Annotated in this window: 8 protein-coding genes; 4 read left to right on the plus strand and 4 right to left on the minus strand. The window is 38.1% G+C overall.

The annotated features are described in order from the left end of the window. Positions 1-25 precede the first annotated feature (25 nt). On the minus strand, positions 26-478 hold the full coding sequence (locus AC0L4E_RS02990; RefSeq protein ID WP_473677933.1) for a hypothetical protein: 453 nt from the start codon (positions 476-478) through the stop codon (positions 26-28). Positions 479-1,368: 890 nt separating this feature from the next. Then, entirely contained in the window at positions 1,369-3,153 is a 1,785-nt protein-coding gene (locus AC0L4E_RS02995) for a hypothetical protein (protein WP_473677934.1), read from the minus strand. A gap of 423 nt (positions 3,154-3,576) precedes the next feature. On the opposite strand from AC0L4E_RS02995, the gene AC0L4E_RS03000 reads away from it, so the two are divergent. Continuing rightward, a complete protein-coding gene (locus AC0L4E_RS03000) occupies positions 3,577-4,488 on the plus strand; it encodes a helix-turn-helix transcriptional regulator (RefSeq protein ID WP_473677935.1) in 912 nt (303 codons plus the stop codon). 267 nt (positions 4,489-4,755) lie between these two features. Here AC0L4E_RS03000 and AC0L4E_RS03005 read toward each other — a convergent pair whose 3' ends face one another. Further along, the gene (locus AC0L4E_RS03005) at positions 4,756-6,009 is read right to left on the minus strand and encodes an ADP-ribosylglycohydrolase family protein (protein ID WP_473677936.1); all 1,254 of its coding nucleotides are present in this window, start codon (positions 6,007-6,009) and stop codon (positions 4,756-4,758) included. Between the two features lie 612 nt (positions 6,010-6,621). On the opposite strand from AC0L4E_RS03005, the gene AC0L4E_RS03010 reads away from it, so the two are divergent. Both AC0L4E_RS03010 and AC0L4E_RS03015 read left to right on the plus strand, forming a co-directional pair. Beyond that, on the plus strand, positions 6,622-8,736 hold the full coding sequence (locus AC0L4E_RS03010; protein ID WP_473677937.1) for a TonB-dependent siderophore receptor: 2,115 nt from the start codon (positions 6,622-6,624) through the stop codon (positions 8,734-8,736). Positions 8,737-9,510: 774 nt separating this feature from the next. Next, the gene (locus AC0L4E_RS03015) at positions 9,511-10,149 is read left to right on the plus strand and encodes a trimeric intracellular cation channel family protein (RefSeq protein WP_473677938.1); all 639 of its coding nucleotides are present in this window, start codon (positions 9,511-9,513) and stop codon (positions 10,147-10,149) included. A gap of 486 nt (positions 10,150-10,635) precedes the next feature. On the opposite strand, the gene AC0L4E_RS03020 is transcribed toward AC0L4E_RS03015, so the two are convergent. Next, on the minus strand, positions 10,636-12,216 hold the full coding sequence (locus tag AC0L4E_RS03020; protein WP_473677939.1) for an isocitrate lyase: 1,581 nt from the start codon (positions 12,214-12,216) through the stop codon (positions 10,636-10,638). A gap of 110 nt (positions 12,217-12,326) precedes the next feature. Here AC0L4E_RS03020 and AC0L4E_RS03025 point away from each other — a divergent pair, with 110 nt between their 5' ends. Further along, positions 12,327-13,277, plus strand: a complete 951-nt coding sequence (locus AC0L4E_RS03025) for a LysR family transcriptional regulator (protein ID WP_473677940.1) — start codon at positions 12,327-12,329, stop codon at positions 13,275-13,277. Positions 13,278-13,329 lie beyond the last annotated feature (52 nt).

The following is a 13,329-nucleotide window of genomic DNA, read 5'->3' on the forward strand; positions in this document are numbered from 1 at the left end:
TCTGAATTGTGATTTGATTGATTGGCTAATCATCCTGTTGGCAAGACGACTCTTTGGCCAATGCCTGATAAATTTGGTTGTGCAATCCTTGCAAAGAGTCAGTGGATGGTGACAAGTGGTTTATTGTTTCATCGACGATTCTATCAACTAGCTGTTTGCGAGTTTCATTAGCTTGTATGCAGACTTCTGTAGGGATAATTTTTGATGTTTTATTACCGACTCGAGTTCGATAAGCCCTTTCTGAAAACCCCTCAGAATTTTTTCTAAGCTCGTATTGTTGAGTGGTGTTTAAGGTTCCTGCAAGAAAACCTTGTATGTAGTACGCACATGGTTCAGTTGATGTGATTTTCGATTGGTTATGTAGTGTCATGCAAGAAGATAAAACGAACTGTTCTTGGTCTTTAGCATTTTGAGAGGCGGCAGACTGTGAAAAAGTGAGAGTGAATATTGATAGCGCTAATAGTTGGATAATCTTCATATAAACTCCTTTTTTATAATTTTTCTTATTGCAAACTCACTTACTGAAATCTAATGGCGCAGTAATCTTTAGGACCCGGGTTTAGCTTGTTAACGCTATTTTTAGTTCACAAAGAGGCTTCAAAATTCATACTGTACTTGGCCATTTATTGGAGCCACATCAACTAACCTCGGGAATGTGTAAGTGTTGCATTTAATTAACATTAAGCTGTTTTTGTTAACTTTGTAGTTCATTTATAACACAATTCGTTTAAATTAAAATACTAACTGAGAGTAAACTGAATTTTTTTTGATTTGACGACGTTATTCAAGTTTCGTGCATAAACTCTAATGTGTAGTTTGAAGGAGTGTTTGATTAATGATTCAAGCGTAGCGACTGAGCTAGTTATTTTGATAATTCTGTTTGATAATTTTTGGCTTTATAGTCAAGGTGTTGAAGTGTTATTTTGGGATTGGTAAATTCTGGTTGGCTGAGGTTTGTGCCAGATTTTATGATGGACATTTAAATTTATTGGTTATTATGTACTGCAATTTTAATCAAAGTTAGCAGTATCGGTTGTCTTTAGTTGCCCCGTATTAAGTCGACCTTCTCTTTAAATTATTGAGCTCTCCTTAAACAGATAGGGCTCGACAGGGATGATTTACCTGTTATCTATTTATTAATTTATCAAAGTAACGGCTAACATCATTCAGTTACTGGAATGATCCACATATTATTTTCAATAGTGCCTCCCATCATTTCAATGACTACATTATCGACGACTTGAAGGCCGGTATCTGCCATGTTTTCAAAAGTATCAATGCTTCATTGGAAAAGTAGAGATCAAGTTTATAAAAAACCACTCCGAAGAGTGGTTTTTAATGATAGTTTTAATCACGAATTTGAATTAATTATTGCTCAATTGTCAAAGTCGCTTTCGAGTTGAATAGTGGCTCAGAAGCTTCTGTTGCCAAGCGCCAAACATAAGATGTTTTAAATGGGGAGGCTGCCCAAGGGTATGTTGGACGTAACTCTGCTTCTTCTTGTTCTAAATAATCTTCAACTGAGTCGTAAACTAATTTAGTTTCGTTGTCTTGCACTCGACCATCAATGTTGATGGCCAGTGTATTTACTGTGGTATATACATTGATCCAACCATCAGAAACCGATGGCGTCACAGGTTTTTCAACATTAAATGCTAATGCAGGGTACTTAGATCGAAAGTCGACTTTATCACCAGTGGTCACTTCAATAATATCACCAATAAACTCTACTTTGTTTAAAGCATAGCCGTAATGTTTTGGTTTTTGATACTCATCTGCCACGTTGTATTGTGAAATAGTATAACTATCTTCTACTACTTGATTAGTTGATGAAGAGCGGAACATAAAGTTACCTAAGCGTAGTGAGCTAATACCAGTAGTTTCACGATAATCTGTGCGAACAACATAGTCACTTAATACTGAGAGAGCTTCATTCCAGCTAGTATATGAAACCCCATTATGCTTGACGCTTCCGTCAGCGTTATAAGTCAACGTAGTTTTCTTACCTTCTTTTTCTAAATACACATTAATGAACCATACATCAGGTTGATTGATAGCTTTAATATCAACAATAGGTTCGGCGTAGTAAGCTAATGTTGCATTTTTTTCTAAAGAATTCACTGGTGTATAAAGAGTAAATCGTTGGTCTTCTTTTACTGAAATAAGTAAAGAGCCGTCTGTATTTACTTCAACTTTTTCCGCATCATGCACTAATCTAATATCGTGCACAGGAATAGTCACGGGTGGTAATAAGCCTGCCTCTTCATCAGGGTCCTGTATAGGCTTACAAAATACCAATTCATCACAAGGTTCAATTGGTGAAGGATCTGTAATTGGTGTCCCTTCATTAGGCGGCAGTGAAATCTCATGTTCATCTTCAGGATCTGTTACTGGGTTACAAAATTCATTTTCATCACAAGGAATTGGTGATGGATCTGTAATTGGTGTTCCTTCATTAGGCGGCAATGTTATCTCATGCTCATCTTCAGGATCTGTTACTGGGTTACAGAATTCATTTTCATCGCACGGAATTGGTGATGGGTCAGTAATTGGTGAACCTTCTCCTGGTAATGGAGGAAGAATTACATCGTGAGGAATATATGGTGTAAATTCACGAATAGTTTCGACAGTTCCTACCAAGTCTCCTTCAGGGTTAGAGATATAAAAATAGTTGCCTATATAGGCTACTCCAACTTCACCAGTATTTAATGCATAATCGCTCATCATGATTTCGTTACCATGATGCAAGATTACATCTTCCCAATCGCCGTATACGGTTGTAACGCCCATTTCGCTGAACTCGTATGACCCAATCGCGTTAACAACTAATTGAGCACCACTTTTCATAATAATGTGGACATTCCAATCATAATTTTTTTCAGAGCCATCTTCATTTGCAATTTCAATAATTGGTTTATGTAAATGTTTTAGCTGAACAGACTTGAGTTCATCGGCAGGAATATAGGCTCCAACAGGATTGCCTTTAGTTAACTCTCGAGAATCAATATTACTCACTGGTTCAATTACTCGATACGAAACCGTACCATCTCGATTGATTTGAATCTCTGAAGTACCAATGATATTTTCTGGATTAATAACAGGGTCCACATTGACAATTGGCGCATCATTATCATCGTTGCTACATCCGAACATAGCTGTCGCTATTAAAGAAGCTATAATTAGCTTTTTCATTATTTACATTACCTATTTTTATTAACGTGAATCCATCTCATTTAAGTAGTCCTTTATTTTGAATATTCGTACTGACATATACATAAATTTAAATACAACAAAATAATTTACTAAGGTCGTCTGTTTCACCATTCGGGAGGATTCATGCTCCCCGAATAAAAGTATTTCAGCGAAAAAAGCGATTAATTTTTATTGAAAGTTATATTTTTTCGCAGTATATGTAGGGCAAAAATGATGAACAATGCCAATTAACACTTTACGACAGTAGAGTTTTTATGCGGCGCAATCGGTTCGGTTGTGATGTTTTCTTAGATGAATTTCTGTATAAATTTGGTTCAAATAAGCAATTTGTAATTTGATTTTGGAAACTAATGAGGTATTTAAATGGCAATGCTTTTTTATTCACATAATTCATATAACGAAAGAGTTCTAAAAGCATTGCAAAGTAAGCTGTCTGAAAAGCAGTTAAAGCAAACTGTAAAGCTAATTCCCTCGTTAGATTCAACCCCAGTTCTTGCAGAAAGAATGTATAGCTATTTTGAATCAGTTGAAAAATATTTATCAGGTAGCTTTAATGGATTTGAGATTGGGCAGCAATTAGCGAATGAGGATATTGCTAATAATACTAACCAAGTTAACTTTTTACAGGAAGTCGTGAACTGTTTTGGTGCTCTAGTTAGGACATCAAATTTTACAAGTTTTCATCTAGATATGGTCCGAGATAGAATTATTTGTAGAGCAGAAGTTAGCCGAAAATTTAAAGGGAATCCTTCATTTATTAATGAAATAAAAAGTGGTTATATCTTGGAATTGATAAGGGTTTCTTCTGGTGAAAGCTTCAATCCGGAAGAGGTTATTGTTCAAACGACAGTTTCGTTGAAGCTCCCTGAAAGTCATTGCGTAATTCGCAGAACAGATCATCAAGCTAGTAGTTTTTCTATTAATTTTCCGATTTATTGGATACAAGCCCCATCAACTAATGTCGTGTTAAACCTAACAAATATGGATAAGATACGTCGTTATTGTCGTCAAAATATAGAAAATAAAAACTGGAATGTAGTATCTCTTGCTAAAAAGTGTCATATCTCTACTCGATCATTACAGCGATTGATGAAGAATAAAAATACTTCCTTTAGACAAGTCATGACAGAAGAAAAAGCAGAGCTTGCTAAACAGCTCTTATCAGAAAAAAATTCTATCAATGATATTGTGGCTAGATTAGGGTTTTCTTGTCCATCTAGCTTTAACCGTTTTTTTAAATCAGCTACTGGAATGACGCCAAAAGACTATTTGTAAAATAGTTCTTCTTAAACTTTAAAAGTCTCCTTAAAAATAATGAATAACCAAGATAAGTTGGAAATATCATTTTTATATCGTTCTATAGTTCTGATGAGTGATTAGAACCAGCCCTTAATTTTTTGACTTCAGAATAATCTATTGGGACTTCGATAATAGTAAGTTTTACAGTGGCTTACCTGTTATCTATTTATTAATTTATTAATTTATTAATTTATTAATTTATTAATTTATTAATTTATTAATTTATCAAAGTAACGGCTAACATCATTCAGTTACTGGAATGATCCACATATTATTTTCAATAGTGCCTCCCATCATTTCAATGACTACATTATCGACGACTTGAAGGCCTGTATCTGCCATGTTTTCAAAAGTATCAATGCCTTCATTGGGAAAGTTTTGCCGAGTGCGGTGGATATTAAACTGATTTGCAAATTTCCTATCAAAAGCCTTTTCTACCCCAGCTTTACCTACCATAAAACCGATTAGCCCTCCCCATGTTGCAGTAGGGTTATCTGAATCCCAGCCTGCTAATGAGCCAATTTTAATGGTCTCTTTTATATCTCCTTCTCCATAATGCAAACTGATGATACTGGCAGCAAAGTTTATTCCAGCAGCAAAACAGCCATTACAATAGAGCTTTCGGGACGTCATATCATAGCCATCTTGCTGATTAACTTGGTAACGCTGATATATTAAATCTCTTGCTTGTTCCCAAGGGATACCGGAGTTATGTAATTGGGTGACGTAATCGTACATAGCTGCTGCATAGGTAGCATTAGGCAACACTTGTCGAGCTTGAGTTGCCATCCATGTCATTTGTTCCTTAATTGGCATAGTGTGGTCTACAGATGATGCCAATGAGTGCATCACGACATAAAATTTAGCTATGTATTCAGCATCTTTACTTGCTGTTGTTTTGATAGGTAAATCAGCTATTTTTAGTGCTATGTCTGGTCTAGTTGGGGCGAAAAGTCCAAAAATTTCAGTGGTTAGCTGAGCATCTATCATGTCAAAGTGTTCATTATTGCTAGGCTTCCCTGTTTCCGGTGGCAACATACCTTGATTCATCAGATCAAAAGCTCGTTGGTTTGAAACCCATAAGTAATTTTCTTCATCATGCCTAATATGTTTTAACCAACCATCTCGGATTTGTTCAGGAGTGAGCATGCTTGTGTTATGGGTTGCTAGTAGATATTGATACATATACTCGATGTCAGTATCGTCATCAGAGCCCCATACTTCTCCTGGATTTCGGAAAACAAAATCAATGTTTGTTGATAAGTCGCTGGGAACTCCTTGTCCCCAAATACTTGGTTGATCTGGCGTACCCCAATCATCACGGGTGTAAAAATCACCTGTTTTTAGCTCGCCAATATCACCAATCTTGTCCATTTCAGTCACTAGGCCTGTCCAATTGGCAATAGACTGCCCTAGCCAAAAACCATAAAGCTTATCAGCATAGCTTTCTCTAGATATTTTCTTGGTTTTATCAACAGACACGGCCGAATGAGTCATCGATTTTTGCTTTTTATTAGTAGCAGAAATTTGGCTTGGACTTTGACAAGCTGCCAAGGAGAATAAGGCTAAAAATAAAACAAAGAGAAATTTCATATTTTCTACTTATCATTAAAATGAAAGCGGTTACATCGCTATTTACTATAGTAATTAGCGGGATAAAAAATCAACAAAAAATTATCCTGAAATAATAGGAGAGTACAAAGTAATGGCCTGAATATTAACCATTGAAAATAACTAGAAATGATTAAGGAAGGTTAGATTAAGTAGAAGAATAAATTCAATTCTATGTTTTAAAAATATGTCGGTCTCTGGTTTTAATGGTTTCAAGCTGTTGTTTTAATTAAGTAAAAGTTTTTGATTCCTGTCTTTGTTTATGTATCTTTAATTATGCTCAAAGCGCCACAAAGCGATGATTTTTTTCTGGCTCAATTATTGGTTTTAGAAAGTGGATTAGCAATAGACTGGGTAGGTTGCTCGAATGCAGGCAAAGCGCTTTTTTAATTTGAGCCATTAAGTCACAGCGTTTGAGTCATTAATCTATCTTTGACTGCAATAAATGATATGTTGTAACATAGCGCAAAATTTGTTCCCTATATAAGAGAAAAGTACGTGAAAAAGCACCTTTTATGTTCATTAATTGTCATTTCTAATGGCGCATTGGCACAAGATATTATTGAGCAACCGTCTGAAATTAATGATGATATTGAGCGCATTGAGGTAAACAGGCATTGGCAGCCATACCGTGGCAATGTGCCGTTGATTGATACTCCGCAAGCTGTTGATCGTATTAATGCAGATACCATTAAAAATGAAGGTATTACGCGTTTTATGGATGCCTTGGATTATTCGCCGAGTATCGTAAGACAAAATAACTCAGGCGGTATGTTTGATAGCTTTGCTATTCGCGGTTTTTCAGGGGACGAAAATAACCCAACTGGTTACTTAGTTAACGGCTTTAATTCTCGCGGTTATAACGGTAATCGCAACACGGCCAATATTGAAACGATTGAAGTGATGAAAGGACCGGGTTCGGCACTGTATGGACAAGGTGAGCCGGGCGGTACAGTTAATATCATCACTAAAAAGCCGCAGTTTGAAGAGCAAGGTTATATTCAGGGCACTTTAGGTAACTTCGATACCAAACAAGTCGAGTTTGACCACACTAAAGGGCTGACTGACAATGTTGCTTACCGTATCAACGGCTTCTATGAGGATTCTGATACATTTCGCGACCATGTTGATGTTGAAAGCCTTAATCTAAGCCCATCTTTATTATGGAATATTTCTAATACGACGAGTTTAAGCTACGAAATGGAAATTCTTAATCAGAAAAAACCATTAGATCGTGGTGTATACGTATTAGATAACGACTTCGATTCAGTCGATACTTCTGCTTTCTATGGTGATCCCCGAGACGGGGCGCACACCGTTGAGGCACTAGGCCATCAATTAGTTCTAAATCACCAGTTAAATGATCATTGGCACTTATTAACGGGCTTAGCTTATAGAGACTCGTCTTTTAAAGGCCAGTCTTCAGATGCTGAGCTATCTGATGGCCGTCAGCTGATTTATACAGATCCTGATTTGTTATCAAGACAACGAAGAGAGCGTGATTATCAGGCGCAAGACTTGTCTGCACGTTTTGAAATCAGTGGTGATGTAACACTCGGTGGCTTTAAAAATAATCTATTGGTCGGGGTAGATTACTATAACTACCAATTAGACACAGATTACAGGGTATGGAGAACGGCATGGGGGTCAGGTGATACAACTTATGCAATTGATCCTAATAACCCTGATTACACCATGGATCAGCCTGAAACTGAGCCAACGACGTTAACCTCTGAGGAGCAAGAAGGGCTTGGTTTATATGCACAAGACTTGATTGAATTAACTGATAGAACCAAATTATTAGTGGGTTTTAGAGTCGATCAATTTAATCAAAAAATATTAAATAAACTTGATAATGAGTCACAAGAGCAAGAGCATACCGAGGTATCTTCTCGTTTTGGTTTAGTTTATGAATTAGCTGACAACATCAATGCGTACACCAGCTATGCAGAAGGTTTCAGGCCTAATCCAGGACTCGATTCAGACAGAAATGCATTTGATCCAGAGACCACTAAATCATTCGAAATCGGTCTTAAATGGCAAAATGTTGCTGATAGGTTCTCGGGTAGTCTTGCGCTTTATGATGCTAGTAAAACTAATATGTTAACTGCAGAGCCGGATACTGGGCTATCAGCTACCTTAGGCGAAGTTGAAAGTCAGGGTGTTGAATTTCAGCTAAGTACTCAGCTAACGGCTGATACGAGTATCGACTTAGCTTACGCTTATACTGATGCAAGAACCGCAAAAGACTTGATTGATAATGATTGGGGGGTGCCAATTCCTAAAGGTTCGCGCTTAATTAACGTCGCAGAGCATGTGGGTCATATCGCCTTAAGACATTACACTGACATCATGGGTAAAGAAGCTTACTTCGGCGCCACTGTTAATTACGTTGGCGATCGTTTAGGTGAGACAACCGATCCTGATTATATTTTGCCAGCATATACGTTAGTGAACTTATCAGCAGCGGTAAATCTCACCAGTAAATTCAGTGTAATGTTTGATGTGAATAACTTATTTGATGAGCAGTATTTTGAAAGCTCGTATCATAAGCTGTGGACTATGCCGGGTGAGCCGCTTAATTTTACTGCGAGTGTTAAGTACCAATTCTAACTTGTCGGTTAATTGCTGCTTAGGCTTGATAATACGGCCTCAGTTTAAGGTTTTCGCTGCTCATTGACACCAGTCAACTCCGCGGCGAAAACCTCAAACTTCATTGTCTTATCTTCGCCAGCGACGCAATTATGGTGCGTTGAGCGTTATTGAAGTTTAGTGACTTATAAATTTTAGAAGCGACCTTAGGGTCGTTTTTTGTCTTACTATCGTCAGTAACGCAACTTGGCCAATTCGATAATAGCCAGCGACGCAATTATGGTTTAGCTGCAATTTAACCTCAGTAATACTGCATCAGCCGTTACTTTTTACATGGATCGAAATAAGGAGTTTGACAACAGTCAACTCCGTGGCAAAAAGCAGCGGCTTTTTTGTCTTACTATCGGCAGTAACGCTACTTGGGCCTATTCGATAATAGCCAGCGACGCAATTATGGTGCGTTGAGCGTCATTGAAGTTTAGTGACTTATAAATTTTAGAAGCGACCTTAGGGTCGTTTTTTGTTTGAGATAATTAATCACATTTACGATACGTAAATCTATTAATAATACTATAAATCGCATACCAGAGTATTTTTATCAGTTATTGATTTCATGTTCACTTTTACTTTTAGCTCATTAAAATAACTGTTCTAATGATAGTGTTATTGTTCTGTTTAATGCTGTCTTCTGATTTTGTATCATTAGAATATCTAATGTGATTATTGAGAATTTATATCTGTATTTTCAGGGCGGTTGCAGGCAGAATTTGTTTCTTTTTATTAGCTAAGATTTTTATGTTAGAAGTTAAAGTAATTAGTGCTTTGTGGTTCATTGGTATCCTAGCAGAGGCAATGACAGGAGCTTTGGCGGCGGGTAAGAAACAAATGGATCTTTTCGGTGTGGTGATCATTGGCTGTGTCACAGCGATTGGTGGTGGGACTTTACGGGATATGCTACTCGGCAATTATCCCATTATATGGATAGAGAACGTCCATTATTTGCTAGCAATAGCCGCAGCATCACTGCTTACAGTGATGATTGCACCGTTGATGCGCTATCTATCGAGGTTATTCTTGGCTATTGATGCCATCGGGTTAGCGGTTTTTTCAATTGTAGGTGCTCAAAAAACCTTAATGTTAGGTTTTAGTGCCGAGATATCAATTGTCATGGGAGTCGTTACAGGTGTGTTTGGTGGGGTTATTCGTGACATTTTGTGTAATCAGGTGCCACTTGTGTTTAAGAAAGAACTTTACGCATTAGTCTCTTTAGCTACAGCTGCTTTGTATGTGGTGATGAAGTTAAACGGGGGGATTGAATGGGTAAGCCTTTCTATTGCCGTTATCTTTGGTTTTTGCTTTAGAATGTTAGCTATTAGATATCGTTGGTCGATACCTCAGTTTGATTACCAAAATAAGTCAGGAAGCTGTCATTAGCACATAGCAATCTTCAAGATTTGCTAGAGTAAAGCTTGAGGCTTCATATTTCTGTCTGACTTTGGTTACTTTATTTTTCGCCGGCGAACCTACTGTTAAGTTACGTGGGAGCCTATGGTTTTCAGAAATTCAATTTTGCACGATGTAAGGTGTCACATATCTAATTTTATCATTCCTTCAGAAGTAAAATTCAGAGGCTGATTTTGACTGCAAGAACGTAGGTTTTTTGTTGAAAAACTCATAAACATAGCGCAAGGGATGTGCAGGCCTGATAAGAATAGAGGGTTAATTTGAAGGGGAAAGGCTCTAAGCTTACTTGGATTCAAAAGAATATAAGCTTAGCAAGTATGAGCTTTTCAAATATATGAAAACGCCTGAAGAATGACTTCAGGCGTTTGTTTTACAGTTATATCATCTCAAGTGATAGCGCTTAGCAACTGGCCTAGCAACTGGCTTAGCCGCAAACAACTGTCGCTATGAACGTTTTTAAAACTGGTTCATTGTGTTGTCTTTACCAGATGCTTTCAGAGCTTGGTCACCAGAGAAGTACTCTTTATGTGCATCACCCATGTCAGAACCAGCCATGTTTTGATGTTTAACACAGGCGATACCTTGACGGATTTCCTTACGTTGTACATTAGCAACATAACCCAACATACCTTGGTCACCGAAGTACTCTTTAGCCAAGTTATCAGTTGATAGGGCAGCAGTATGGTAAGTCGGCAATGTAATAAGGTGATGGAAAATACCCGCTTCACGCGCTGCATCAGCTTGGAAGGTACGGATTTTTTCGTCAGCTTGTACAGCAAGGTCAGTATTATCGTAATCAACGCTCATTAGCTGGTCACGGTTATAAGCTGATACGTCTTGTCCTGCTTCTTGCATTGCATCAAATACTTGCTGACGGAAGTTAAGTGTCCAGTTAAACGATGGCGAGTTGTTGTAAACAAGCTTGGCATTTGGGATAACTTTACGGATTTCGTTCACCATGCCGCCAATTTGAGAAACATGTGGTTTTTCTGTTTCAATCCACAATAAATCAGCGCCATTTTGCAATGAAGTAATACAATCAAGTACACAACGCTCTTCACCTGTACCTGCACGGAACTTAAATAGACCATTTGGAAGACGAGCTGGTTTAACAAGTTGTCCGTCTTGCTGGAATACCACGTCACCGTTATTTAGTTTAGCGGTATCAACTGCTTCAACTTCTAAGAATGAGTTGTACTGCTCACCTAAATCGCCAGCTTCATTCGTTACAGCGATTTTTTGAGTAAGACCTGCACCTAATGAATCGGTACGGGCAACAATCACACCATCATCAATGCCTAGTTCTAAGAATGCGTAACGAACAGCATTGATTTTTGCTAAAAATTCAACATGTGGCACGGTGACTTTACCGTCTTGGTGTCCACACTGTTTAACGTCAGATACTTGGTTTTCTAATTGAATACAACAAGCACCTGCTTCAATCATTTGTTTCGCCATCAAATAAGTGGCTTCTTCGTTACCAAAACCTGCATCGATATCGGCAATAATCGGTACAACGTGGGTTTCGAAGTTATCAATCTTATCTTGAATTGCTGATTTTTCAGCTTCAGTTGCATTGTCTAACTCGCGGAATAAGCCACCTAGTTCACGGGCATCAGCTTGACGAAGGAAAGTGTATAGCTCTTTAATCAGTGAAGCGACAGAGGTCTTTTCATGCATTGATTGGTCAGGTAATGGGCCAAACTCACTGCGCAGTGCGGCAACCATCCAACCTGAAAGGTAGAGGTAACGACGTTTGGTCGTTAACAGGTGCTTCTTAATAGAGATCATTTTTTGTTGGCCGATAAAACCATGCCAGCAACCTAGAGACTGAGTGTACTGCGACGAGTCTTTGTCGTAGTTATCCATGTCTTCACGCATAATCTTAGCAGTGTACTTTGCGATGTCTAACCCAGTCTGAAAGCGATTCTGTAGACGCATGCGAGCTACTGATTCTGGGTTGATGGCATTCCATGCACTACCTTCTGAGTTAATCAAGGTAGCAGCTTCATCGATATTACTTCTGTAGTTAGTCATGTGTATATCCCTTTAACAAATAGATTAGCGGCGATTGATTACGTTGAAAATAATAGTTAGATTTGGTTAAATAAGTCTAATTTATAGTTACTATTTTCGGTATTCACCATATGAATGTATCTCGTATCGACTTGAACCTCCTTGTTTATTTAGATGTTTTACTTCGTGAAAGAAATGTCACTAAGGCTGCTGACCAACTCGGGATCAGCCAACCTGCAATGAGTAATGGCCTAAAACGCTTAAGAACTTTGTTTGATGATCCGTTACTGATCAGAACCAGCCAGGGGATGACGCCGACAGAACGCGCGCAAGAATTACAACCCACGATCAGTGAGTTGATTATTGGATTAGAAAAAGCCGTACAGCCACGCGCCAAATTTAATGCGGTAGAAAGTGAACAAGTCTTCCGTGTCATGGCAAGTGATTATGCTGAAGCGACGTTAATTCCACCGCTAATTGCAAAGCTTCGTACTGAAGCGCCAAACATCATTTTAGATATCATGACCCCAAGTGACGTCAGTTTCCCTGATGTAGAACAAGGAAGAGTCGATATGGTTATTAACCGTTTCGACAGTATTCCGCAGTCATTTCATCAAAAAGTATTGTGGAGTGATGATTTTAGTTGTTTGATTAGTAAGACTAATCCTGTTTTAGATAAGTTTTCACTAGACAGTTATTTACAAGCTAAGCACGTGTGGGTGAGTAAAACAGGTATGGGCGTTGGTGTGGGAATGGACCCTGATGATGTGCAGCGTTTAGGTTGGGTTGATGAGGCGTTAACTCGCATTGGTGTAAAACGCCAAATCACCATTTTTACTCGCCACTACCAAGCGGCTTGTTTGTTGGCTGAGCAACAAGATTTGATCGCAACCATACCAAGTAAGATGGCTCGTCAGCATGAAAATAATGATCGTGTCAGTATCGTTCCGCCGCCATTTATCATTCAACCTATTGCACTCACAATGGCTTGGAGCCCTTTGCTACAGCATAATCCTGCCCATAAATGGATGCGTCAGTTGATCACTAAAACGGCTGATGAGATCAATCGAGGTGGAGTTTAAGGTTATCGATATTTTGATTTCTAGTTACTTATATGTAGTAAATTAACCAAAA

Source organism: Shewanella sp. GJ50-10 (assembly GCF_055808815.1).

Bases quoted from the DNA above. Each gene is read 5' to 3' on its own strand.
- AC0L4E_RS02990 (WP_473677933.1), bottom strand. From the start codon at position 478: ATGAAGATTATCCAACTATTAGCGCTATCAATATTCACTCTCACTTTT.
- AC0L4E_RS02995 (WP_473677934.1), bottom strand. From the start codon at position 3,153: ATGTTCGGATGTAGCAACGATGATAATGATGCGCCAATTGTCAATGTG.
- AC0L4E_RS03000 (WP_473677935.1), top strand. From the start codon at position 3,577: ATGGCAATGCTTTTTTATTCACATAATTCATATAACGAAAGAGTTCTA.
- AC0L4E_RS03005 (WP_473677936.1), bottom strand. From the start codon at position 6,009: ATGACTCATTCGGCCGTGTCTGTTGATAAAACCAAGAAAATATCTAGA.
- AC0L4E_RS03015 (WP_473677938.1), top strand. From the start codon at position 9,511: ATGTTAGAAGTTAAAGTAATTAGTGCTTTGTGGTTCATTGGTATCCTA.
- AC0L4E_RS03020 (WP_473677939.1), bottom strand. From the start codon at position 12,216: ATGACTAACTACAGAAGTAATATCGATGAAGCTGCTACCTTGATTAAC.
- AC0L4E_RS03025 (WP_473677940.1), top strand. From the start codon at position 12,327: ATGAATGTATCTCGTATCGACTTGAACCTCCTTGTTTATTTAGATGTT.